This is a genomic window from Psychrobacillus sp. L4 (genome assembly GCF_042944905.1).
Taxonomy (GTDB): Bacteria; Bacillota; Bacilli; order Bacillales_A; family Planococcaceae; genus Psychrobacillus.
Genome location: NZ_CP168496.1, coordinates 1,675,963 through 1,699,335, shown reverse-complemented (window position 1 = coordinate 1,699,335; position 23,373 = coordinate 1,675,963). Strand labels below are relative to the sequence as shown.

Genomic DNA, 23,373 nt, shown 5'->3' with positions numbered 1-23,373 from the left:
CTATATCACTCCAGAATAATTCCTATTTGACTTAAAGGTTCTCCCAATTGATTAACCGCTTCAGAAAGTACTTTTGTATCCTCATTTGTCAGTTTTTCGTATGAAATATATCCACCGTTCCCATCTTCATACTTCGCCAAAAGGTTGTTAATATTAGCAAACTTTTGTTCCAATTCTTTCACTAAATCTGCATTTTTCCCACTGATTTGATCTTTTAATATCGTGAATATCTTTTCTGCACCTTCAATATTCGCTTTAAAATCATACAAATCTGTATGAGAATAAATCTCTTCTTCACCAGTGATTTTAGAAGTAGAAACTTCATTTAACAAATCAACAGCACCAGTAATCATTAGATCAGGTGTAACCTCAACTGTTTCAACACGTGCACGAAGTTCTTTTGCATCTTTTAATAACTGATCTGCTACTTCTTCGTAACCTTTTGTCGTGTCTTCAACCCACAATCCGTATTCAATCTTATGATAGCCTGACCAATCCTTTTTCGTTTTTCCTTCATCTTCTAAATCCGCGAGTCTAGCATCGATCCGTGGATCTAAATCTCCAAAACTCTCAGCGATCGGTTCAGAACGTTCAAAGAACATGCGTGCGTTTGGATAAATTTCTTTCGCCTTTTCAATATCTCCAGCTTTTACTGCATTTACAAATTTCTCTGTTTCGGTAACAAATTGATCTATCTGATCAATGGCAAATGACTTATAACTTTCTAATTCTTCGTTTAATTGAACCGTCTTATTGGTTGATTTATCTACTACATTTGAGTTTTCTGTTGAGTTTCCACAACCAGTTAGTAAAATACCAGTTGCAATCAATGAAGTAATAATAGCTGTTTTTTTCATGTATATCCTACTTTCTTTATATCTCTCTCTAATAATGATAATCATTTTCAGTTAAATGTCAATAAACTTCTCAAAAAAATGGCTTTAGCTTTTATACTAAAACCATTTATTATTCAACTATTTAGAGAAAACGGTTTTATTTCTCCCTTGTGATTTGGCATCGTATAAAGCTTCGTCGACTCGATGTATAAAGTCACTTAAGCTTTCTTCCTTTAAAACATATTCACCGATTCCTGAAGAAATAGTTATTCTTCTATTTGTAGGTGGTATGCTCATCTCTATATCTGTTCTTAACTTTTCTGCCATTATGTACGCCTCTTGAATGGATCCATTCGGTATTACAATCAGAAATTCTTCTCCACCAAATCTAATACAGATTGCTTTGTCAATCGAAATAGACGTCATTCGATTTGCCAAAAATTTCAACACTTCATCTCCAGCAGAATGACCAAACTCGTCATTTACTTTTTTGAAATGGTCTATATCAATCATAATCATAGAGAATCGCTTATTTTGTTCGAGTAAATCTGCAAATAATAGTTCTAAGTATCTTCTATTTCTAAGTCCGGTTAAAGAATCAGTTAATGATTGATGTTTAAAATCAGCTAAAGTTTCTTCTTGCTTTTTGCGATACCTTTCGATTGTTTCGGAAAGTTGTTTTGCCTCGAAATACCAAGTTGAAATTTTAGGTTTTTCATAGGTTTCTTCCGAATTTGAGTTCATCGTAAATAAGGCTAAATTTTTCAAGGGAGAAGCAAGTCTTTCAGATAACAAGAAAGCCAAAATATAAAATACAAGGATAAAAGGCATCGTATAGAAAAACATTTTTTTCATAATACCACTTAAAGGATTCAAGCTACTCTTGTAAGGAGTTTGTGAAACAACGCCCCAATCACTTGCTTCAATAAAAGAAAATCCTGCAAGTACACGTTGTCCTTGCGTATTGAAAATTTCTTTTGCACCAGATTGCTTTTTCATTAAATCTTGAACAACTTTATTTTCTCTAACATTTTCACCAATTCTATTAGTATCTGGATGATAAATTAAAGTTCCTTCTTTATCTACTACAAATACATAGGAACCATCTTCATTAAAGTGCTTTGCCAAGATATCTTTAATGAAATTTTCTTCCTCCAAATAAATAGTGCCATTTAACATTCCAAGGTAGTTATTTTTATCATCAAATAACGGAGTTGAAACTAAAATTAGTAGTCTACCAGTGACGGCTCTATAAGGACTAGTAATAATATTTGCTTTTTTGCTTAGTGCTTCAAGTACCCCGGGCGATTCTATTTTGTTACCAGCAATTCCTATGTTCGGCGAGGTAGCTATTGCTACGGCATCACTTCCTATAACAGAAAGTGAATTAAAGTTTTTACCACTAATCAATAACTGATCTAATATTTTGGTAAGCTCCACTGGGTCATCAATATGTTCAATTACATCCGGTTTTCTTGCTTCTAAATTTGCTTGCATCGACTCAAAAACTTCTTGAGTAAGTTGTGCAAGTTTTAAGGAGTATACTTCATTTTGCTTTAAAGAATTTTCTATTAAACTTTTCTTTGTTACTATATAACTTGAAAAAAATGAACTTATTAATATTGCAATTAATGAAAAAGAAATAAGGGTAAGTATCCAAAATCTAAGCGTTTTAATCATAATTCCTCCAAAAAAAAGCATATGAATACATTATACCATCAAACAAGTCATTGGAACTATAAAAAAACTTTCACTAAGTTATATTAACCTAATGAAAGCTTTTCTTATTAATGTCCACCTAAATATGCTTGTCGGACTTCTTCACTTGTTTGTAGATCATTTGCTGAACCTGAAAGTACTACTCGGCCTGTTTCAATTACATAACCCCGACTTGCAACAGACAATGCCATATTGGCATTTTGCTCTACTAGTAAAACAGTAGTGCCATCTTGATTTATATCTTTTATCACTTCGAAAATCGTTTTAACCATTAATGGTGCAAGACCCATCGAAGGTTCATCTAATAATACAAGCTTTGGTTTTGCCATAATTGCTCGACCCATAGCGAGCATTTGTTGTTCACCACCTGAAAGAGTACCAGAATGTTGTTTTTTCCGCTCTAATAATCTAGGGAAAATCTCGTAAACCTTTTGCATATCCGAATGAATTCCCGCTTTGTCTTTTCGTAAAAAGGCCCCTAATTCTAGATTTTCTTCAACCGTTAAATTCGCAAATACACGACGGCCTTCCGGAACGTGAGAGATACCTGATTTTACAATCGTTTGGGCTTGTTTACCCGAAATTGAATTACTCAAAAATTCTATTTTTCCTTTTTTAGGCTTTAGAAGTCCCGAAATTGTTTTCAGTAGTGTACTTTTTCCAGCTCCATTGGCACCGATAAGGGTCACAATTTCTCCTTCATTAACTTCAATAGTAACATCTCTTAGCGCTTGGATATTACCGTAAAACACATCTATATTTTCAATTTTAAGCATTGTCAACGTGAACTTCCTCCCCTAAATATGCTTCAATAACCTTAGGATGGTTACGGATCACTTCTGGTGATCCTTCAGCAAGAAGTTGACCATGATCTAGTACATAAATTCTTTCACAAACACCCATAACTAAATTCATATCATGTTCGATAAGTAGTATTGTTAGATCGAATTTATTTCGTATAAACGCGATTAAATCCATTAAATCTTTCGTTTCCTGAGGATTCATGCCAGCAGCTGGCTCATCAAGCAAAAGAAGTTGCGGACTAGCAGCTAATGCACGAGCGATTTCTAATCTCCGTTGCTGACCATAAGGTAGATTTTTTGCAAGCTCATCTTTGTATTTGTCTAGGCTAAATATTTTTAGAAACTCAATTGATTTTTCTTCCATTTCTTGTTCGCCTTTAAAATGTGATGGCAAACGTAAAACGGAACTTAAAATAGAGTGTTTCGCAAGTGAATGATAGGCAACTTTTACATTGTCTAACACAGATAAATCATTAAACAGTCGAATATTTTGAAACGTACGGCTTATCCCTTTTCTAGTAACTTTATATGGTGCTAAACCGTTTATACGTTCTCCAGTGAATAAGATGTCCCCTTCTGTCGGCTCATATACGCCTGTTAGTAAGTTAAAACTTGTAGTTTTCCCTGCACCATTTGGTCCGATCAAACCAACTAATTCCCCTTGATTTAATACCATATTTAAATTTTGAACAGCTTTTAATCCACCAAATTGAATTCCTGCATTTTTTACTTCTAATAAAGGTTTATTTGCCATGTTGACCGCCTCCTTTTGGCGTTCTCCATAATTTGAAGTAATCTGTAATCTCCATAGTACCCATTAATCCTTTTGGTCGATATAACATAACTAAGATTAACACAAGACTATATATAATCATTCGAGTCTCCGGATATCCTTGAAGATAAGTAGAAACAACTGTCAGCAAAATTGCAGAAAGAACTGCACCTGAAAGACTCCCTAGTCCACCTAGTACTACGAAAATTAAAATATCAAACGACTTTAAAAAGCCGAATTGACTTGGTTGAATGATGTAAAAGTTATGTGAATATAGAGCACCAGCTACACCAGCAAAAAACGAGCCTAGCGCAAATGCTACTACTTTATAATAAGTAGTGTTTATACCCATTGCATCTGAAGCAATTTCGTTTTCTCTCACAGAAATAGCTGCAATACCATGACGAGAATTTGTAAAGTTTACTATTACGATAATAGTAACTACTAAACATAGAAATGCATATGTCCATGTTGTTAAATGAGTTACCTGCATTCCTGCTGCACCGCCAACATAATCAACGTTTAAGAAAACAATTCGAATTATTTCAGCAAAACCAAGAGTAGCGATTGCTAAATAATCCCCTTTTAATCTTAAACTTGGAATACCAACAATTAATCCAGCTAATGCAGCTACAATTCCACCAACTAAAATTGCTACTATGAAGGGAAGATGTAATTTCATCGTGACTATGGCAGATAAATAAGCTCCTATTGCTAAAAATCCAGCGTGCCCTATCGAAAATTGCCCTGTAATACCGATTACTAAATGTAGGCTGACTGCTAAAATTATGTTAATGGAAATTAAAATTAGTGTATTAGAATAAAATTGATTCATTAGTCCATTTGAAATTAGAACCTGTACAACTGCATAAACTAATACCGCCGCAATAACAAATGGCCAAAACTGTTTTGACTTTTTCATAATTATGTATCACCTACACTTTCTCTCGTGTATTTTTGCCAAAGATTCCAGATGGTCTGAAAATCAGAATTAATATTAAAATGACGAATGCTGCAGCATCTCTCCATAACGAGAAACCTAGCGCACTAACAAACGTTTCAACAACTCCGAGTACCAATCCACCCACCATTGCTCCAGGGATTATTCCAATACCACCAAGAACAGCAGCTACAAATGCTTTCACTCCTGGAATAACTCCCATTAGCGGATCAATCTTTGTATAATAAACACCAAAAATAACACCAGCTGCCCCTGCTAAAGCAGAACCAATTGCGAAAGTAGCAGAAATAGTATTATCAACATTAATACCCATTAATTTCGCCGCTTCTGTATCATGAGAAACTGCACGCATTGCCTTACCCGTTTTCGTTTTATGAACGATAAATTGCAATAAAATCATTAAAACAACAGAAACGGAGAGTATCAGAATAGATTGTATACTAATATGAGCACCCAAAAATTCAAATGAGCGATTTGAAAATACATCCGGATACGCTTCTGGTTGGGCCCCTCTAACATAAATAACACCATATTCGATTAACAACGATACACCGATCGCAGTAATAAGAGCGGCAATTCGAGTTGCATTTCTTAGACGTTTATATGCTATACGCTCAATGATGACACCGAATAACGCACATGCTGCCATCGATATGATTAATGCTGGAAAAAATCCTAGTCCAAATACAGTAATCGAATAAAATCCAATGAAAGAACCAACCATAAACACATCACCATGTGCAAAGTTAATTAATTTTATAATTCCATAAACCATTGTGTAACCAAGCGCGATTAATGCGTATATACTTCCGAGTGAAATACCGTTTATTAATTGCTGAATCCATTCCATAAAGTTTCACTCCTTTAGTTGAAAATTTCTATACGTTTAGAAATAGAAAAGGAGGGGCATTATCCCCCCCGACATATTGCTTGCTAATCTTATGGATTAACTTTTGTTTTAAATACTTGTTTTCCATCAACAAACTCAATAACAATAGCTGATTTAATGGGATGATGATATTCATCAACAGAATATAATCCTGTAACTAATTCAAGGTTATCTGTAGATTCAATAGCATCTCTAATTTTAGTTCCATCTAAAGAACCAGCACGTTCAATTGCATCTTTTAATAAGTAAACTGTGTCATATCCTAATGCATTAAATGAGTTTGGTTCTTTACCATATTTTGCTTTAAATTTTTCAGCGAATGACTTAGCTAAACCATCTGGATCTTCTGAAGAATATGCAGTAATAATGTACGTATTATTGAGCGCATCTGCTCCAGCTAAGTCAACGATAGTTGGTGAATCCCAACCATCAGCACCCATTAACGGAACTGTAATTCCTAATTCACGAGCTTGCTTAACGATTAATCCAACTTCTTCATAATATCCAGGGATAAAGATGAAGTCTGGATTTGCAGCTTTAATACGCGTAAGAGTTGAACGGAAATCAGTATCTTTTGCTACATACGATTCTTTTGCAACAATTTTGCCTCCAGCAGCTTCAAAGTCTTTAATGAAAGATGAAGCAAGACCTTTCGCATAATCACTTGCATTATCCGCGTATACCGCTACATTTTTCACTTTCAAGTCATTAGCAGCAAAGTTCGCAGCTACAGTTCCTTGGAAAGGATCAATAAATGCAGTACGGAATGTAAAAGGATTCACTTTACCGTCTTCTCCTACCGTTACAGTTGTACTAGTACCAGAAGGAGAGATCATTGGTGTTTTGTTATCAGTAGCAATTTGCACTTGTGCAACAGAGTTTCCACTTGTTGCTGCTCCAATAATAGCAGTAACTTTATCTTGACTAGTTAGTTTAATGGCACCACTTGTCGCTTCCGCTGCGTCTGATTTATTATCAACCTTGATTAATTCGATCTTTTTACCATCAATACCACCAGCTGCGTTGATTTCTTCTACAGCTAAATCGATAGCCTCTGCTTCGGATGAACCGTATGATGCTGTTCCACCTGAAAGCTCAAGATTGGCCCCAATCTTAATCGTGTCCCCATCTTTTGAACTACCTTCATCTCCACTTGAACATCCTGCAAGAACACCCGTTAAAAGAGTTGTTGCAAGAAAAAGTGATGCAAACTTCTTTGTCTTCATAAATTTACCCCCATTGTCATTGTTCGATAGTTCTAAAAATATAAGCTACACTACTTTTCTTTTTCTAAATTAGTTCGCCTTAGAAACTATCAATTTATTATTTAGAACAATCTCATTGTAAAACAAAGTTTTAATTCAGTCTATACTAATTTTTGTTTTAATTTTTAAATTTCAGATAACTAACTAATGTAATCTTATGTTTCAATGCTAAAGACCTCGGTATCACTCTGTTATTGGAAATTTAGAGAGACTAAATATACGACTTCCGATATTTAAGATAATATTGTTTAATTTATTAAAAACGGTTCAATCTATTATTCTCACTTATTAGATTTGCAAATACTTGAAAACTTATTATTATATGATTGTTTTTACTTTTCTATAACTTTTATATATACTAGATAATAGTTCGATATCCGTAATAAAGAGGAGAGGTAAAAATGGTCAAAAGTTTACCAAGTAGATCTGAAGTACCAATAGAAGAAACGTGGAATTTGAAGGATTTATTTGAATCGGAAGAAGATTTTAATACATCTTTAAAAGAAATAGAGGAAGAAGTAAATATCTTTGAAGAAAAATTCAAAGGAAAAATTGATAATCCTGCGATTATATTGGAAGCATTAGAAGATTATGCTTCTATTTTTGAAAAACTAGTCCCTAGCGGAACATACGCTAGTCTATCTCTAAGTACAGACCAAACGAACACAGAAGCACAGCTACAAGGAAGTAAATTTGCTTCCCTTTCTGCAAAAGTTAATAGTAGGTTATCATTCTTGAATAGTGAACTAGTAGAACTACCAAATGAGGTTTTGCAAGAAGCAATTGACATTAGCCCTTCATATCAAAACTACTTACAAAAACTTATTATCAAAAAACAGTATCAACTGCATCCAGAAGTAGAAAAAACTCTCGCAGCTTTTTCTTCTACATTCAATGGACCTTATAAGTTGTATGATACAACGAAAATGTTAGACACTTCTTTTGAAAATTTCGAAGTAAACGGATACTCTTATCCATTAAGCTATGTATTATTTGAAAATGATTGGGAAGCCGAATCCGACACAGATGTAAGACGGTCAGCTTTTAACGCTTTTTCAAGCAAACTCAAAGAATACCAGCATACAACAGCAAAAACATACGATATGCATTTACAAATAGAAAAAACGACTTCGGATTTAAGAGGATACAATTCTATTTTCGATTACTTATTGTTAAATCAAGAAGTCGACCGCACATTATATGATCGCCAAATCGATCTAATCATGAAAGAGCTCGCACCGCATATGCGTAAATATGCAAAGCTTCTTCAAAAAGTGCATGGTTTAGATAGAATGACCTTTGCCGATTTGAAAATTTCATTGGACCCATCATACGAACCAAAAATCACCATCGAAGAATCAAAAAAATATATCGAAGATGCTCTTGGTGTTATGGGGGAAGAATATCTAGAGATGGTGGAACGCTCATATAAGGAACGTTGGATCGATTTCGCCCAAAATACAGGTAAATCTACTGGCGCATTTTGTTCTAGTCCTTATGGAAATCACCCTTATATATTAATATCTTGGTCAAGTAGAATGAATGAGGTTTTCGTCCTTGCACATGAACTAGGACATGCTGGTCACTTCTATCACGCAAATAAAGAACAAAATATATTCAATGCTCGCCCTTCCTTATATTTTATCGAAGCGCCATCAACTATGAATGAAATGCTCGTAGCTAATCATTTATTGGAAAACTCAAATGACCCTAAATTTAAACGATGGGTTATTTCTTCTATCGTTGCTAGAACGTACTACCATAACTTTGTTACACATTTACTAGAGGCAGCGTATCAACGGAAAGTTTACCAACGAATTGACGAAGGACTCCCAGTTAATGCACCTATTTTAAATGAATATAAACGAAGTGTATTAGAAGAGTTTTGGGGAGATGCTGTAGAAATTACAGAAGGTGCAGAGTTAACTTGGATGAGACAACCTCACTACTATATGGGCTTGTATCCTTACACATATAGTGCTGGTTTGACAATTTCTACGCAGGTTTCAAAGCGAGTTTTAGATGAGGGACAAGTTGCGGTAGATGAATGGACCGAAGTATTAAAAGCCGGTGGCACAAAATCGCCTATAGAGCTTGCAAAAATGGCTGGAGTGGATATTACCACTGAAAAACCATTGCGAGATACGATTGCTTATATCGGCACTTTAATAGATGAGCTAGAATCACTTACAGAGGAAATTGACAGTAAGTAAGAAAACGCAAGCGTCCTTTAAGTGCATCCCGTCTTCACCGTTTCCATAGCACTTTGGACGAAACATCAGCTACATTATTAACAAGGGAATTTTTGTGGATGGAGAAGTGACTGCGTCACTTCTCCATCCTCTTTTTTCGGTAATCTTATGGCGGATGTTTGTCCGTCGCCCTCTTGAAATATGTAGAGACAGAGTAATTAAGGTTTGGATAATGAGAAATTAAATACTTCCCTATTACTTTTAAAAGCGGACGAAGATGCAATTTCGTCCGCTCAGCGCTTCTTTATCAATGGATGCTATCTATTTTTCTCTGTACCACCTACTCTAATCGTCCTCCTGCAGCAGAAATCAACCTGTTCACGGCATACTTTCTATAAAAAAAGAAAAAAGACTGTAGACAAACCGGATTTTTACCGAGTTTGTCTACAGCCTGAGCTAGACCGGCGACAGTTTAGCTTTCTTTTACCACTTTTACTCTTTTCACAAATAAAGATAATACTAAGGCAACTATTGTTACAAAAGTAGCGATGAGGAATGTGTGTTCAATTCCTTCTAACATAGCCTTCATGCCAATATCGATTTTAAATTGTGCAAGTCCTTCTGGGCTAGTAGGCATTTTGCCAGCTGCCGCTGCATCGGCTGCAAGTGCTTTTGCAGTCGATTCCATTTTCGAGTTCATAATCGTTAGGAAAATAGCAGTACCAATTGCGCCTGATACTTGTTGTAATGTATTATTCGTAGCAGTACCATGTGGATTCATTTTCATCGGTAACTGATTTAATCCATTTGTCATAATTGGCATCATAACCATGGACATACCTAGCATACGAATAGTATAAATGAACATTATATAATAGTAACTTGAATCCATACCTAAATGACTCATCAAATAAGTTCCAATTGAAGTAATTGATAGACCAGTAATCGCTAAAACTCTTGCTCCATATTTATCGAAGAGTTTTCCTGTAATAGGTGACATAATCCCCATAGCAATTGCTCCTGGAAGCATCAATAATCCAGAATGGAATGGTGAAATACCTCGAATTGTTTGCACATAAAGTGGTGTTAAAATCATCCCAGAAAACATTGCAGCAGATACAACGATCGAAATGATTGAAGACAAAGCAAACATTGGATGCTTGTATATTCTAACATTCAATAATGGCTCTTCTAATCTTAATTGTCTCCAAACGAAAAGGATGATGGAAACGAATCCAAGTATGATTGTTCCGTATACAATCGGAGCATCCCATCCTTTATCCCCTGCTGTACTAAACCCGTATAAAAGTGACCCAAATCCTATACTTGATAAAATAAGTGAAAATATATCTAACTTTACATCTCGATTAGGTGTGATATTTCGTAATTTAAAAATAGCTACTAATAAAACGATTACTGCAAATGGCAGAATAATTTCAAATAATGCTCTCCATTGGTAATGTTCCAAAATAAATCCTGATAATGTTGGTCCAATGGCTGGCGCTAGAATCATAACTAGTCCGAACATCCCCATCGCTGCTCCACGACGTTCAATTGGAAACGCAGTTAACATAACATTCATCAATAATGGCATCATCATTGCAGATCCTACCGCTTGAATCATTCTTGCAGCGATTAAAACTCCAAATGCTGGTGCTACTGCAGCTAATATTGTACCTGCTGTAAAAAAGACCATTGCTGTGATGAATAGTTTTCTATTCGTGAATTTTTGAACAAAAAACGCACTAGCCGGAATCAGTATCCCGTTTATTAGCATGTATCCTGTAGTCAGCCATTGAACAACGGATGGCTTCACATCAAATTCTTTCATAATTGTCGGTAAAGCTACATTTAGTAGCGTATTATTCAAAAACGCAATGAATGCTCCTACAAAAAGGATTGCAATCATTGCATATGGCGGTTTGTGTTGCATTTCTTTCATTAATTTGTTCCTCCTACTATATTAAGCTTTTATTTTAGCCCTGTATTATAACACTTTGACTATTTTATACTCATAGTTCAAAAAAAGCAAATATAAATTCCTTATCCAAATAAAAAATTGATAAACATTGATATAACAGTTAATATATGAATTATACTACAAGTCTAAAGGTGATAAAAAAACATGATTACAAAAAAAAGAAATGTTTTATTAGCAGCGCAACGCCTGTTTATAGAAAAAGGTTTTAGATCTACTTCTGTACACGATATTATCGAAGAAGCAAAAATTTCTAAAGGTACTTTTTATAATTATTTTTCCTCTAAAAACGAATGTATCATCGCAATAATTGAAAATGCTAAAGAAGAAACATTGATTAAAAGACGAGAATTACATACCCAACACAATGTTTCGAATGTAAATATATTAATTGAACAAATGTCTATTCGAATGAATATTTATCGTGAATATAATTTATTCCCTCTTTTTGCATCTATTATTCATTCTCAGGATGTTGAACTTCGGGATCTTATTAAAAAGAATTATTTTGAAGAAATAAATTGGCTTTCGAAACGATTAGAGGATGTCTTCGGGAATCAAACAAAAGATGTGGCAATAGATTGCGCAGTCCTTGCACTAGGAATGATCCAACAATTACAGCACCCATGGATAAAATTAGACGATATTTCCTTTGAACAATTAATTAAATTTGTCTTGAGACGAATTGAATCTATCATTTACGAAATGGCGACAACCAATGATTCCCTACTTAAACAATCCTATTTTGAAATTCAAACGGAAGATACACTTATTACTAAACAACAAGTAATAGATGAATTAGAAACATTTTACTTAGAGCATAAAAATAATCTAAAGAATAATGAGCAGCAAGCGATTGAATTCATTCTAGAAGAGTTACAAAAAGAAAAACCAAGAACTTTTCTTTTAGAAAGAATTATCCCTTCCCTTTCAGAAGCCTTCACTGGATCGACATTTGAAAAAAAGACTAATTCAATCCTAAACAATCTCTGGGAACTAATCGATTCATTGGGAGTTGAGAAAAGTTGAAGGATAAAATAATTCAACAATATGAAGAAGATGAAAATATTATGATTCGCTTATTTGCGCACTGGTGTGCTAATCATGACATTAATGCAGCTACATTATATAAGAATGCATATCCCCACCAACATGAAAATGGGATACTTTTAAATATTATGAAAGAAACGGAAAAAGATAATTTACAAGTGGACACTGAAACAGTTATTCATGTACTCCAGTTATTCGGAAATGAAGATTTAGCATTTGAAGTATCAAAAGCTGCAGTAAAATTTTAAAAACCATCTATTTAAAGATGGTTTTTTTAGTGGAAAAAATCCGTATTCAACATATCAACAATATAATTATTAATACTAAGTAAATTTTAAGAAAATTTCACCGGAATGTTATGCAATCATGTACAATATGAGATAACAAGGGGGAATAAAATGAGATGAGCAAGTTTACGAAACAAGAGAATAGTTGGGCAATGTACGATTGGGGATCTTCTGCATACTCCATCATAATTACAACAGCTGTTTTCCCTATATTTTATAAGTCATCTGCAACTGCAGCAGGTGTCAGTGCTGCTAATTCCACAGCCTACTTAGGCTATACAATTGCTATCTTTACATTCATTTTAGCTATGCTTGGACCAATTTTAGGATCTATTGCAGATTATCGTGGAATGAAGAAGAAATTTTTCAATTTTTTCACATTACTAGGAATTTTATTTACCGCATTACTTGCTATCATACCATTCGATAATTGGTTGCTTTTGTTAATCTGTTACACAATTGCAGCACTAGGAGCAACGGGTTCAAATGTATTTTATGATGGATTTATCGTAGACGTTACAACAGATAAACGAATGCACGAAGTATCTTCAAGAGGATACAGTTTAGGGTATATCGGTAGCACTATACCATTTTTAATTAGTATTATTATTATTATGTTAGCTAGTAATGAAGTAATCCCTATTTCAAGTATAACTGCAAGTCGAATTTCTTTTATAATTACTGCAATTTGGTGGGTTGTGTTTTCAATTCCAATGTTAAAAAATGTTTATCAAATACACTTTATCGAACGAGAAGGAAACCAAATTATTCAAAGTTTCAGACGTTTAGGGAAAACATTTAAAGAAATTCGGAAATATCGAGCATTATTTCTTTTTTTACTAGCATACTTTTTTTATATTGATGGAGTTGGAACAATTATTAATATGTCTACAGCTTATGGGACAGATTTAGGACTAGATACAAATAGCCTGTTAATCATCCTTTTTGTAACTCAAGTAGTAGCTGCTCCTTTCGCTATCATTTTCGGTAAACTTGCAGGGAGATTTTCAGAAAAGAAAATGCTTTATGTCGGAATATTTATTTACATTATTGTTTGTTCTTATGCATTCTTCTTAAAAACGGTTATAGACTTTTGGATTTTAGCCATGTTAGTCGCAACATCTCAAGGCGGAATCCAAGCTTTAAGCAGATCATATTTCGCTAAACTAATACCAAAAAAAAATTCGAACGAGTTTTTTGGATTTTATAATATCTTTGGCAAATTTGCTTCCATTATGGGTCCTTTACTTGTTGCGATCACGACTCAATTAACTGGAAAATCTAATTATGGTGTTTTTAGCTTAATTATTTTATTTGTTATTGGTATTATACTATTATCTCGAGTTCCCGAACCAACACCAAGTGCAGTTGTCGAATAAATACGTTCTGCATCAACCATTTTCTAAAAGAGAAATAGTAAAAGAGAGTAGTAGAGAATCTCTGCTACTCTCTTTTATATGTATAACTATCCTCATTATCTTAATAACGCTTTCTCACCATCAAGGATGTCGTAATACCAACAGTGAATACAGTAATACAAGAATTGAATAATGAAACTGTATCAACAATAATACTCCCCACAATTACGACAAAAATATCCATAAAAAAAATACATAAGCCTGGATTCACTTTCAACAAATCTGAGATCATTTGTGCTAACAAATCCGTTCCACATATAGTAGTATCCAATTGAAGCATTAAGCCTATTCCAAAACCTACTAAAACACCCCCGCATATAGCTCCTATTATCCCATTTGGCACTATCTGTTCCCCTAGAATATGTAAAGGATATAAAAAATCAATAATTAAGGAGGAAATCAGTAAGCCATGAATCCCATTATAAAAAAAGGAACGATAATTTGTCCAAGCAACAAGAAAAATTGGTGCGCTTATACATATAATTGCAAGTCCCACTTTTACATCCAATAAATAATGTATGATTAATCCTAATCCAATCCCCCCACCATCTAATAGATGAAAAGGAACTAAAAAGAAATTTATGCCAATTGCAACTAAAATACTTGCTAATAATATAATAAGAGACTTTTTAAAATACATGCTTCCCACCTTCCTGCTTATTCATATATATGTTAAGAGGAAGAAAAAAACACAGGAAAATTGACCCTGTGTTTTACAAATTAGAATCCATGTAATTATTTTAGTTGTGCAAATGTCGCAGGCATCACTACAGCTATAACTTCTCCTTTTGCACAAAGGGTATCCCCTGCAAAAACTTCTGTTGTCACTTTCCATTTCTTCGGATGAATTTCTTCAACTGTTCCTATGGCTTTTAAGGACACTTTTTGAGGAGTCGGTTTTAAGAAATCAACATGTAGTGAACCAGTTACAAAACGAGGTGGACTCTCTCCACTACCTGGCTCATATCCATTTTTACGGTGTAGAGCAAGAGAAGCTGAACCTGTCCCATGGCAATCAATTAGTGCACCTATCAGTCCACCATATACAAATCCGGGAATAGCAATATGTTCTTCTCTCGGTTCGTAAACTGTTTCCGTTCGTTCTCCATTCCAGTAGGTCCGAAAATGATAACCCTCTTCGTTCAATCTTCCACAACCGTAACACCATGCAAAATCATCTGGATATTCATCTTGAATTGCTCGAATATTTTCTTCCATCAAGCATATCCCCCTTGTTTGTTGGATTAATTATATAATACTTCTCTTCTATCAAGAAATACAGGAATTCTATTTCGTACTTCCTCTACTTCTGTTAAATTAATATCTAAAATTTGAACTGCTTCTTCATTTCCACCTGTCCATAAAATTTCTCCCCAAGGTGCGATAACCATCGAATTCCCATTAAAGAAATTGTTCGGATCACTGCCCACTCGGTTGACTGCGACAATAAAAATTTGATTTTCGATCGCTCGTGCTTGAAGTAGAATTTTCCAATGATCAATTCGTTTAGCTGGCCATTGAGCTGGAATAAACATGACCTTGGCACCATTTAATGCATGAACTCTAGTCCATTCAGGAAAACGTAAATCATAACAAATGATTCCACTCATTTCCGTGCCATCTACCGTAAATAAGTTCTTTTCGTTTCCTTCTTCCAAATAGAGATGTTCATCCATTAATTTGAATAAGTGCGCTTTGTTATATTCAGCAATTATGTCCCCGTAATCATTCGTTACATACATTGTATTATAAAACTTGTTTCCTTTTTTAGTAGAAACTGATCCTCCAATAATATAAATACTTAGTTCCTTGGATAACTCGGTAAAAAGCTTTTTTGTGACTTGTCCTTCCACATCGGCTATTTCCTCGAGTCTTGTTAAATCGTACCCTGTATTCCACATTTCAGGTAATACGACAATTTTTGCACCAAAAGATGCTGCCTGTCTCACCTTTTCCTCTACGTTTTGAAAATTTTCTTTTGGGTTACCAAATGCAATATCCAATTGAACACATGCAACTTTCATTTCTCCACCCCCTATAGACATATTACTAAAAAGATTATAAGATTTGTCTAATCTATGCAACTATTATGAAAATGAGGTATTGTACATGGAATTTTCAAATCGATTAAAAAGTTTACCTACTCAGTTTTTTGCGACACTGGTTCAAAAGGTATCTGGTGCTGTCGCGGAAGGAAGAGATGTGATTAATCTAGGTCAAGGGAATCCAGATCAACCGACGCCAGAACATATCGTAAAAGCATTACAAGATGCCGCTTTAAATCCGCAGTCACATAAGTACTCCCCTTTCCGAGGAATTAGCGAATTGAAGCAGGCAGCTGCAGACTTTTATAAAAGAGAATATGATGTAAAAATTGACCCAGATACAGAAGTAGCGATTATGTTTGGAACGAAAATTGGACTCGTGGAATTACCACTCGCGATGATGAATGAAAACGATTTAATGTTACTTCCAGATCCAGGATATCCGGATTATTTATCAGGTGTAGCACTAGCAAATGTTCGTTTCGAGACAATGCCATTATTAGAAGGAAATGATTATTTACCAGATTACAACAATTTAACAACAGAACAAAAAATGGATGCTAAATTGATGTATTTAAATTATCCTAATAATCCAACAGGGGCCACTGCTACAAATGAATTTTTTGAAGAAACAGTTGCCCTTGCAAAGGAATCTGACATTGCTATTGTTCATGATTTTGCTTATGGAGGAATCGGGTTTGAAGAAAAAAAACCGGTTAGCTTTTTAGAAACTGAAGGTGCAAAAGATATCGGCATAGAAATGTATACGCTTTCCAAAACATATAATATGGCCGGATGGCGCGTTGGTTTTGCTGTAGGTAATCCTAAAATGATAGAAGCAATCAATATCATTCAAGATCATTTATTTGTAAGTCTATTCCCTCCTATTCAATCTGCAGCTACTGCAGCCCTAAACGAAAGCCAGCAATGTGTAGAAGAATTGGTAGGGTTGTATGAAGGAAGAAGAAACGCATTAGTGGAAGCTTGTTCCAAAATCGGATGGGATGTGAAAGCTCCTCAAGGCTCGTTTTTTACATGGCTTCCTGTCGCAAAAGGATACACAAGTGAAGAGTTCGCAGATTTACTACTGGAGAAAGCAGATGTTGCAGTTGCCGCTGGAAATGGTTTTGGTACATACGGCGAAGGATATGTTCGTGTTGGTTTATTAGTAGATGAGGATCGTTTGGTTGAAGCGATCAATCGAATAGAAAAACTGCAGTTATTTTAATTAGAGTAGAAGTTCTCTTAGACCGAATGAGATTGCATTCGGTCTTTTCCAAGTATATATGATGACGAAAAAGTGTTATGATAAACAGTAGTTGTTAAATAAAGTAGGTATAATAAATGGTAAAACGATTAGTAGTAACTGGTTATAAAGCACATGAGTTAGGTATATTTAATGATTCTCATCCTGGTATACCCATCATTAAAAAAGCAATTAAAAATCAATTACTTGCATTGATCACTGAAGGATTAGAATGGATTATATTAAGTGGACAACAAGGGATCGAAACATGGACGGCGGAGCTTGTTTTGGAAATGAAAGAAGAATATCCTAATTTAAAATATGCGATTATTACTCCATTTTTAGAACAAGAGAAAAATTGGAATGAGCTGAAACAAGAAAAGTATCGAGCTTTACTACTTCAAGCTGATTATCAAACAAGTCTCACGAAAAAAATTTACGAGGCTCCTTGGCAATTTATTGAAAAAAACAAGTTTTTTCTCCGAAATTCAGATGGCATTCTTATCGTCTATGACGAAGAAAATGATGGTTCTCCGAAGTACACGAAAAAACTCGCAGAACAATATGCCGAAAAAGAAAATTACTCTATTTTTATAATCGATGCATATGACCTTCAACTAATGGCAGAGGAAATCGCGGAAGAAGAGAGGAATAATTATTTATGATAACAAAAAAAATAATGAAAAAGATCGAAGAAGCAAGTGGGCATGACGTGGAATTATTAGTAGAAGAAAAACAATATGCTGATAAAAACTCTTTACTTGCAGATGGACAAAGTATCGTTTTGATAGATAAAATAAACCAATTTTCAAAGGCAAATATCGAACGATTCAATAAAGAAACAGATGAGCTTGTTTCTAAAGATACAGCAGAATTCTTGAAATCTCCAATAGCTTACTTTAAAGAAAAACAAAATGAGTACTTGTATTTGGAATCTGAAAGCTTCGATGTCATTAATGTAGATGCTATAGCATTAGAATTTGATGAAGTATTTGAAGTTTATACGGCAATGTTTGGCTTAGCACTTCAAAAGAAATTCGGACCATCTTTACACGAGTATCTAAAAGAACACTTTCAAACTGAAATCATGAACTATAGCTTAATGTTTTCAGGAGAAGACGGATTATGGGAAGTTAATCTTCCTTTAAATTACTTGAAAGACTTTAGCGAAGACTTTACGCTGGAAGAAACTTTGAATCACTTGTTCTCCTTCCTCTTCTCGCTAGTCGAGTCAACTGAAAATTAATATTATATTGAAACAATCATGAATAATAAAACATTCATGATTGTTTTTATTTTCACGATTGTTTAAATTATTTCGTTTGTTTTGTTTGTTTTGTTTGTTTAGTTTGTTTTGGTGCCTGGCACTTGTAACATATTTGTCTTATTTGTAAGTGCCAGAAATATTAATGCATAACTTCACTTAAATTTGCCAAACTAACGAGGATGTTTCATCACATTTTTTATAAGGAGGAAAAACTGGAATGACTCAGAACCCATTTGGTCAAGCTCAAGGTCAAACGCATCAAAATATGCAAACTGGAAATGTTACTCAACAAATGAATCATGGTGGACATGAATTATTTGATATTCACGAAACTTTATCTTGTGTTGTAGCTGGATTAAATTTAAAAACAATCCTTCGCCCTCATGTGAAAGACCAAGAATTACTAAGTATTTTAGATCGTCAATATACATTTGGAGTAGATGAATACAATATTATCGTCGAATCTTTCAAAACAGGAAAAGACCCTTCTCACCCCACTTCCAGCTATAAAATGCAAACAGGTAACGACTTTATTTATGGGATAAAAGCCTCACAACCTAAAAAGCCAATGCAAAATGCTAATGAAATTACAGATGAGATGATTTCTGGTTACTTACTTGGTTCAGCAAAAACTTCTGCAACGACTAAAACAACTGCTGCTTTAGAAACGACAAATCCAGTTGTTCGTAGAGTTCTTGCTGATTCCATTCCAAACTGTATTGAAATGGCTTATGAACTTTCGATTTATCAAAATAAACACCACTATTACCAAGTTCCACAACTAGATCAGCAAACCATGCAAGGATTGCTCAATTCTTTCGCTCCTGTTCAAGGACAAACAATGAATAAAGTGCAATAAACTTTCTCGTCCCTTTTCAATAGGGACGATTTTTTATTGTTTCTTCTATAAATTAACGTATAATTTAAATTAAGATCTTATTAAGGAAGAAAAGGTGATGGACATGCGTGTAGCAATTTTTGATTTTGACGGCACATTGTATGCAGAAGAAACATTCAAGCTGCTTATGAATCATTTGAAAGAACATCCCATTTACCATTCAAAATATAAAAAGTTTTATAGAGCAATCGTTCCACCTTATATTGCGAATAAATTGAAGCTTTATCCTACTTCTAAAATGAAAGATTTTTCCATGCAGTTGTATTTAAAAGCTTTTGAGGGAGTAAGTATATCCGAAATGGATAGGTATTTTGGTGAACTAAAAGATAGGATGCAAAAAGATTTTAATCCAGAAGTTGTTACCAGACTAGAAAAGCATCAATCAGAGAACATACATATATTACTCGTATCAGGTGCTTACACCCAGTTTCTGCATTGTGTAACAGCTGGGATGACTTTTGACCAAATTATTGGTACAAATATACCTTATAAAGAAAATAGATTGGATACGCAAACACGAATCACCCATGTAAATGGTCCTCAAAAAACTATAAATATACTAAAAGCTTTAAAAGGTCAACAAATTGACTGGGAAAATAGTTATGCATATGGCGATAGCTATTCAGACTTACCTGTACTGGAACTAGTCGGAAATCCAGTGGCAGTAAAACCAGAAAATAAACTTCGAAAAACCGCAATGGACAATGGTTGGGAGATTATTTGATAATTAAGCACTGGTACATTTTCAAGCTGGAGTTTATTTAATAAATATTATCAATATCACATAAATAAGCAGAAAGTTGCTCTACCATGTAATAATATATTAAATACAATCTCATTTTTTTAGGATATACTCTCTGTTCCAACAATTCATATATTGATCGGTCAATTCCTATTTGCCTATCATCTGGGTAAATTCCATTTCAATAATTTTATTTCGTTCTCTTAAAGTGCATAAGAATATATATTCCGTTAAAAGACTGAAACTTAGATATCTCTCATTACATGACTATATTAATCAAACTCTCAGTTCGTCAAAAAAATCTCCTCTTTTCTTTAACTTATTTGTAGTTTAAATACAGCATTAAGAAATAGAAACGACCATTCAATAATAATCAATAATATTAATCTGGATATTTTTATATCTTATTTCATTTGGATTGGTTCTTCACCAACATTTATCTTGAGAATACAATTGGAATTAATCATTGGGTTTAGGGTAAGCTATATTCCAAACAGAACGATTTCTCTGGATCCAATTTAAACCGTAATTCAATCAATTGGAATGAGGTATATTTGTATGGAAAAGAATAATTGCGATTTTTCACCACTAAAAGAAAAATTAAAAACAGGGCTCGAAAATATTTCGATTGAAGTTAATACAGGCTTAAAAACATTAGAAGATGATAACTTTTGTCTTTTAGGGAAACTTGCTATTATCAAAGAATCATTTGAAAAGGCAGAAGCAATGGCAGCATCTTTTTATTTAAATTGTTATTTGTCTCCGTTTACAGATAAGTATTTAGATATTTCTACTTCTATTCAACATCTTTCTAATCAAAGACATGGTGCTTTAATTGTGATAGAACGTGAGAACCAACTGGATTCTTTCATTCGCCCTGGTACTCTAATAGGTGCAAAGTTAACTCATTCATTATTAGAATCCATCTTCTATCCCGGAAACCCTCTTCATGATGGTGCTGTATTAGTACGTAGTAATCAAATATTTTCTGCAGCAAATGTTCTCCCTTTGTCGGACATAGTTGTAGGTGAAAAAAAACTTGGTACTCGTCATCGTGCTGCAATTGGTTTATCAGAAAAAAGTGATGCACTTATCATAGTTGTTTCTGAAGAGACAGGACGAGTTTCTTTTGCAATGGGTGGCGAGCTCCACCCCATTATTACTAGCAGTTCTTTATTAGTTTAACTTCAAGATAAATGGAAGCAGTGTTAAGTTCCAGGTTTTCATATAATTATTATTTCGAACTTATCAAGAAACCTGTAGGGATTTTCTCTCCACAGGTTTTTTCTATCAAAGCATATCAATACTTCCGATTTGTTTGTAAAATTTACTAGATAAACTTGCGCCTACCGTTGGAATAAACAACTAAATCAAGCAGTTTTCTATTAATTCTATTAGAAAAGGACTTTTACCATTAATCTACAGACAATATTTTCCCCTCTCCAATTTAGTTGGGTTACCTCATTTCCTCTTTTAGTTGTATTCCAGAATTAGAAAATATTTATTTTATCAAAAGTTAGATTGCCCTTTTGAAGCATGCTTCTACCCTTCCAACTAAAATTCATAACATTTTTATCACTTCCAATAAAAATAAAAAAATAATTACTAATTATTTTCACGTTAGTCCAAGTCCATTCATATTTTTGACATAACTTAATATTAAGGATGTAATCTAATAATCCTAAATATCAAAATAGGAGGTGAAAATATATGGGCTATGGAAATTATGGTGCATATGGCGGGAACTGTGGCGGAAACTATAACCCTGGTTATAGTGGCAATGGATCAAGCTTTGTTTTGATTGTTGTATTGTTTATTCTCCTTATCATCGTAGGAGCATCAATGTGGAATGGTTAAGTAGCATAGGAGCATATTCTTCCTAAATACTTTTATCCAAATACTGGAAGTTTATTTTCCTTGTAGGAATAGGATACGACGTAAGGCAAATCTTAAAATGATTGTTCTTCAATTCAATATTGGTTATTTTTCAATGAGTGTTTACTGATTTATATGTGTGGAATAAACCTGGAATAATTTATCATGAAAATTATGGAGCGTCGGGTTATGGTGAGAGATAATCTGAGTAGAAGACACATTGGAAGGATAGATGGAGTTGTTTCATGAAAGAGGCATATTTATATGACGTGATCGTTACTTTGGAGGAATAATTTTGCGTTTCTTCTTTACTGCAACTCATTTGTTAAAATAAAAAAAAGAAAAAGCAACAACAAACTAAATAGTAAAAAAAGGGAACTTATTTCAAGAATTTGTTCTCTTTTTTAAATTTTATAATCAACATTACTAGAAAAATATTGATTGTATAAATATATTTGTATTTTATGCAACACTAGTGGATTTTACCACGTTTTGACTCAATTGTACCTATTTGCATGGTGGTGCTGTTTTAATGCGCAATAACCAGATACTTTCTGTAGCAAATATTCTCCCTCTGTCAGACTTCGTTATAAGTGTGAAAAACTAGGTACATGTAATCGTGCTGCAATAGGTTTATCAGATAAAAGCGATGCTCTTGTACTAGTTGTTTCTGAAGAAACAGGAAGAGTCTCTTTTGCTACGGACGGGGAGCTACATCCTATTATTACGACAAGCTATTTATTAGTTTAACTTAATTAAAAAGGAATCTGTCTTTGTTAAAGGATCATATAAATTCAGAACACTTCAATCTATTCTATTAAATTCGCAAACAATTTCACAATTATAGCACATTAGTACAATTCCATTCTCATTTATAACATAACATAACTTTAAGGGTGTACTCTTTTAACCCTTAATCTCTATATAGGTGGTGAAAATATATGAGTAATGAAAATGGTAGTAACTATGGCGGTGGTCATAACGGAATGGGCTCAAGCTTTGCGTTGATTGTTGTATTGTTTATTCTCCTTATCATCGTAGGCACTTCTTTTATGACAACTTACTAATCTCAATTCCCACTTTATGGTGAAGTACTACAAATAAAAATAAAGGGCAGGTTCAAGAAATCT

At 33.9% G+C, this 23,373-nt stretch carries 23 protein-coding genes and 1 pseudogene; 13 read left to right on the top strand and 11 right to left on the bottom strand.

Features of this window, described 5'->3' with window-relative positions; genetic code table 11:
• Window positions 1-5: 5 nt before the first annotated feature.
• From efeO to ACEPXG_RS07940, 7 genes are all read right to left on the bottom strand, one after another.
• On the bottom strand, window positions 6-857 hold the full coding sequence (efeO, locus tag ACEPXG_RS07970) for an iron uptake system protein EfeO (protein WP_391209135.1): 852 nt from the start codon (window positions 855-857) through the stop codon (window positions 6-8).
• A gap of 117 nt (window positions 858-974) precedes the next feature.
• Window positions 975-2,516, bottom strand: coding sequence for a sensor domain-containing diguanylate cyclase (locus ACEPXG_RS07965; RefSeq protein WP_391209133.1), 1,542 nt, complete (start codon window positions 2,514-2,516; stop codon window positions 975-977).
• A 107-nt stretch (window positions 2,517-2,623) separates the two neighbouring features.
• Complete coding sequence (locus tag ACEPXG_RS07960) at window positions 2,624-3,331, bottom strand: ABC transporter ATP-binding protein (RefSeq protein ID WP_391209837.1); 708 nt, start codon at window positions 3,329-3,331, stop codon at window positions 2,624-2,626.
• Window positions 3,324-4,112 carry an ABC transporter ATP-binding protein gene (locus ACEPXG_RS07955; protein ID WP_391209131.1) on the bottom strand — a complete coding sequence of 263 codons (789 nt, stop codon included), beginning with the start codon at window positions 4,110-4,112 and terminating at the stop codon, window positions 3,324-3,326. Before ACEPXG_RS07955 ends, ACEPXG_RS07960 begins: the two co-directional genes overlap by 8 nt.
• Window positions 4,102-5,052, bottom strand: a complete 951-nt coding sequence (locus ACEPXG_RS07950; RefSeq protein ID WP_391209129.1) for a branched-chain amino acid ABC transporter permease — start codon at window positions 5,050-5,052, stop codon at window positions 4,102-4,104. The genes ACEPXG_RS07955 and ACEPXG_RS07950 overlap by 11 nt, the downstream gene beginning before the upstream one ends.
• A gap of 13 nt (window positions 5,053-5,065) precedes the next feature.
• On the bottom strand, window positions 5,066-5,941 hold the full coding sequence (locus tag ACEPXG_RS07945) for a branched-chain amino acid ABC transporter permease (protein ID WP_391209126.1): 876 nt from the start codon (window positions 5,939-5,941) through the stop codon (window positions 5,066-5,068).
• 89 nt (window positions 5,942-6,030) lie between these two features.
• The gene (locus ACEPXG_RS07940; protein WP_391209124.1) at window positions 6,031-7,206 is read right to left on the bottom strand and encodes an ABC transporter substrate-binding protein; all 1,176 of its coding nucleotides are present in this window, start codon (window positions 7,204-7,206) and stop codon (window positions 6,031-6,033) included.
• 440 nt (window positions 7,207-7,646) lie between these two features.
• Between ACEPXG_RS07940 and pepF the strand changes: the two genes are divergently transcribed.
• A complete protein-coding gene (gene pepF, locus ACEPXG_RS07935) occupies window positions 7,647-9,458 on the top strand; it encodes an oligoendopeptidase F (RefSeq protein ID WP_391209121.1) in 1,812 nt (603 codons plus the stop codon).
• 451 nt (window positions 9,459-9,909) lie between these two features.
• Here pepF and ACEPXG_RS07930 read toward each other — a convergent pair whose 3' ends face one another.
• Complete coding sequence (locus tag ACEPXG_RS07930; RefSeq protein WP_391209119.1) at window positions 9,910-11,379, bottom strand: DHA2 family efflux MFS transporter permease subunit; 1,470 nt, start codon at window positions 11,377-11,379, stop codon at window positions 9,910-9,912.
• Window positions 11,380-11,562: 183 nt separating this feature from the next.
• Here ACEPXG_RS07930 and ACEPXG_RS07925 point away from each other — a divergent pair, with 183 nt between their 5' ends.
• The 3 genes from ACEPXG_RS07925 to ACEPXG_RS07915 all read left to right on the top strand — a co-directional run bounded on the left by ACEPXG_RS07925 (window position 11,563) and on the right by ACEPXG_RS07915 (window position 14,131).
• Entirely contained in the window at window positions 11,563-12,444 is an 882-nt protein-coding gene (locus ACEPXG_RS07925; RefSeq protein WP_391209116.1) for a TetR/AcrR family transcriptional regulator, read from the top strand.
• A complete protein-coding gene (locus ACEPXG_RS07920; RefSeq protein ID WP_391209114.1) occupies window positions 12,441-12,713 on the top strand; it encodes a hypothetical protein in 273 nt (90 codons plus the stop codon). The genes ACEPXG_RS07925 and ACEPXG_RS07920 overlap by 4 nt, the downstream gene beginning before the upstream one ends.
• 155 nt (window positions 12,714-12,868) lie before the next feature.
• Window positions 12,869-14,131: an MFS transporter gene (locus tag ACEPXG_RS07915; RefSeq protein WP_391209112.1), complete on the top strand. Its 1,263-nt coding sequence runs from the start codon at window positions 12,869-12,871 to the stop codon at window positions 14,129-14,131.
• A gap of 100 nt (window positions 14,132-14,231) precedes the next feature.
• Here ACEPXG_RS07915 and ACEPXG_RS07910 read toward each other — a convergent pair whose 3' ends face one another.
• The 3 genes from ACEPXG_RS07910 to ACEPXG_RS07900 all read right to left on the bottom strand — a co-directional run bounded on the left by ACEPXG_RS07910 (window position 14,232) and on the right by ACEPXG_RS07900 (window position 16,194).
• The gene (locus ACEPXG_RS07910; RefSeq protein ID WP_391209109.1) at window positions 14,232-14,810 is read right to left on the bottom strand and encodes a YitT family protein; all 579 of its coding nucleotides are present in this window, start codon (window positions 14,808-14,810) and stop codon (window positions 14,232-14,234) included.
• Between the two features lie 95 nt (window positions 14,811-14,905).
• On the bottom strand, window positions 14,906-15,388 hold the full coding sequence (locus ACEPXG_RS07905) for a PaaI family thioesterase (protein WP_391209107.1): 483 nt from the start codon (window positions 15,386-15,388) through the stop codon (window positions 14,906-14,908).
• Window positions 15,389-15,414: 26 nt separating this feature from the next.
• Complete coding sequence (locus ACEPXG_RS07900) at window positions 15,415-16,194, bottom strand: carbon-nitrogen family hydrolase (RefSeq protein ID WP_391209104.1); 780 nt, start codon at window positions 16,192-16,194, stop codon at window positions 15,415-15,417.
• A gap of 85 nt (window positions 16,195-16,279) precedes the next feature.
• Between ACEPXG_RS07900 and ACEPXG_RS07895 the strand changes: the two genes are divergently transcribed.
• The 9 genes and pseudogenes from ACEPXG_RS07895 to ACEPXG_RS07855 all read left to right on the top strand — a co-directional run bounded on the left by ACEPXG_RS07895 (window position 16,280) and on the right by ACEPXG_RS07855 (window position 23,310).
• Entirely contained in the window at window positions 16,280-17,443 is a 1,164-nt protein-coding gene (locus tag ACEPXG_RS07895; protein WP_391209102.1) for a pyridoxal phosphate-dependent aminotransferase, read from the top strand.
• Window positions 17,444-17,559: 116 nt separating this feature from the next.
• Window positions 17,560-18,126 carry an SLOG family protein gene (locus ACEPXG_RS07890; protein ID WP_391209100.1) on the top strand — a complete coding sequence of 189 codons (567 nt, stop codon included), beginning with the start codon at window positions 17,560-17,562 and terminating at the stop codon, window positions 18,124-18,126.
• Window positions 18,123-18,707, top strand: a complete 585-nt coding sequence (locus tag ACEPXG_RS07885; protein WP_391209098.1) for a branched-chain amino acid aminotransferase — start codon at window positions 18,123-18,125, stop codon at window positions 18,705-18,707. The genes ACEPXG_RS07890 and ACEPXG_RS07885 overlap by 4 nt, the downstream gene beginning before the upstream one ends.
• Window positions 18,708-18,945: 238 nt before the next feature.
• The gene (locus ACEPXG_RS07880) at window positions 18,946-19,587 is read left to right on the top strand and encodes a spore coat protein (protein ID WP_391209096.1); all 642 of its coding nucleotides are present in this window, start codon (window positions 18,946-18,948) and stop codon (window positions 19,585-19,587) included.
• Window positions 19,588-19,684: 97 nt separating this feature from the next.
• Window positions 19,685-20,350, top strand: a complete 666-nt coding sequence (locus ACEPXG_RS07875; protein ID WP_391209095.1) for an HAD family hydrolase — start codon at window positions 19,685-19,687, stop codon at window positions 20,348-20,350.
• Between the two features lie 576 nt (window positions 20,351-20,926).
• Window positions 20,927-21,553 (top strand): sporulation-specific diadenylate cyclase CdaS, encoded by a 627-nt coding sequence (gene cdaS, locus ACEPXG_RS07870; protein WP_391209093.1) that lies wholly within the window; start codon window positions 20,927-20,929, stop codon window positions 21,551-21,553.
• Between the two features lie 525 nt (window positions 21,554-22,078).
• On the top strand, window positions 22,079-22,225 hold the full coding sequence (locus ACEPXG_RS07865; protein WP_391209091.1) for a YjcZ family sporulation protein: 147 nt from the start codon (window positions 22,079-22,081) through the stop codon (window positions 22,223-22,225).
• 529 nt (window positions 22,226-22,754) lie between these two features.
• Window positions 22,755-22,993: pseudogene (locus ACEPXG_RS07860) on the top strand (diadenylate cyclase); the annotation flags it as partial.
• Between the two features lie 236 nt (window positions 22,994-23,229).
• Window positions 23,230-23,310 (top strand): YjcZ family sporulation protein, encoded by an 81-nt coding sequence (locus ACEPXG_RS07855; protein WP_391209835.1) that lies wholly within the window; start codon window positions 23,230-23,232, stop codon window positions 23,308-23,310.
• Window positions 23,311-23,373 lie beyond the last annotated feature (63 nt).

What these genes read in the sequence shown, in the direction of transcription:
- efeO (WP_391209135.1), bottom strand. Translation starts at nt 857, where the DNA reads ATGAAAAAAACAGCTATTATTACTTCATTGATTGCAACTGGTATTTTA.
- ACEPXG_RS07965 (WP_391209133.1), bottom strand. Translation starts at nt 2,516, where the DNA reads ATGATTAAAACGCTTAGATTTTGGATACTTACCCTTATTTCTTTTTCA.
- ACEPXG_RS07960 (WP_391209837.1), bottom strand. Translation starts at nt 3,331, where the DNA reads ATGCTTAAAATTGAAAATATAGATGTGTTTTACGGTAATATCCAAGCG.
- ACEPXG_RS07955 (WP_391209131.1), bottom strand. Translation starts at nt 4,112, where the DNA reads ATGGCAAATAAACCTTTATTAGAAGTAAAAAATGCAGGAATTCAATTT.
- ACEPXG_RS07950 (WP_391209129.1), bottom strand. Translation starts at nt 5,052, where the DNA reads ATGAAAAAGTCAAAACAGTTTTGGCCATTTGTTATTGCGGCGGTATTA.
- ACEPXG_RS07945 (WP_391209126.1), bottom strand. Translation starts at nt 5,941, where the DNA reads ATGGAATGGATTCAGCAATTAATAAACGGTATTTCACTCGGAAGTATA.
- ACEPXG_RS07940 (WP_391209124.1), bottom strand. Translation starts at nt 7,206, where the DNA reads ATGAAGACAAAGAAGTTTGCATCACTTTTTCTTGCAACAACTCTTTTA.
- pepF (WP_391209121.1), top strand. Translation starts at nt 7,647, where the DNA reads ATGGTCAAAAGTTTACCAAGTAGATCTGAAGTACCAATAGAAGAAACG.
- ACEPXG_RS07930 (WP_391209119.1), bottom strand. Translation starts at nt 11,379, where the DNA reads ATGAAAGAAATGCAACACAAACCGCCATATGCAATGATTGCAATCCTT.
- ACEPXG_RS07925 (WP_391209116.1), top strand. Translation starts at nt 11,563, where the DNA reads ATGATTACAAAAAAAAGAAATGTTTTATTAGCAGCGCAACGCCTGTTT.
- ACEPXG_RS07915 (WP_391209112.1), top strand. Translation starts at nt 12,869, where the DNA reads ATGAGCAAGTTTACGAAACAAGAGAATAGTTGGGCAATGTACGATTGG.
- ACEPXG_RS07910 (WP_391209109.1), bottom strand. Translation starts at nt 14,810, where the DNA reads ATGTATTTTAAAAAGTCTCTTATTATATTATTAGCAAGTATTTTAGTT.
- ACEPXG_RS07905 (WP_391209107.1), bottom strand. Translation starts at nt 15,388, where the DNA reads ATGGAAGAAAATATTCGAGCAATTCAAGATGAATATCCAGATGATTTT.
- ACEPXG_RS07900 (WP_391209104.1), bottom strand. Translation starts at nt 16,194, where the DNA reads ATGAAAGTTGCATGTGTTCAATTGGATATTGCATTTGGTAACCCAAAA.
- ACEPXG_RS07895 (WP_391209102.1), top strand. Translation starts at nt 16,280, where the DNA reads ATGGAATTTTCAAATCGATTAAAAAGTTTACCTACTCAGTTTTTTGCG.
- ACEPXG_RS07890 (WP_391209100.1), top strand. Translation starts at nt 17,560, where the DNA reads ATGGTAAAACGATTAGTAGTAACTGGTTATAAAGCACATGAGTTAGGT.
- ACEPXG_RS07885 (WP_391209098.1), top strand. Translation starts at nt 18,123, where the DNA reads ATGATAACAAAAAAAATAATGAAAAAGATCGAAGAAGCAAGTGGGCAT.
- ACEPXG_RS07880 (WP_391209096.1), top strand. Translation starts at nt 18,946, where the DNA reads ATGACTCAGAACCCATTTGGTCAAGCTCAAGGTCAAACGCATCAAAAT.
- ACEPXG_RS07875 (WP_391209095.1), top strand. Translation starts at nt 19,685, where the DNA reads ATGGACATGCGTGTAGCAATTTTTGATTTTGACGGCACATTGTATGCA.
- cdaS (WP_391209093.1), top strand. Translation starts at nt 20,927, where the DNA reads ATGGAAAAGAATAATTGCGATTTTTCACCACTAAAAGAAAAATTAAAA.
- ACEPXG_RS07865 (WP_391209091.1), top strand. Translation starts at nt 22,079, where the DNA reads ATGGGCTATGGAAATTATGGTGCATATGGCGGGAACTGTGGCGGAAAC.
- ACEPXG_RS07855 (WP_391209835.1), top strand. Translation starts at nt 23,230, where the DNA reads ATGGGCTCAAGCTTTGCGTTGATTGTTGTATTGTTTATTCTCCTTATC.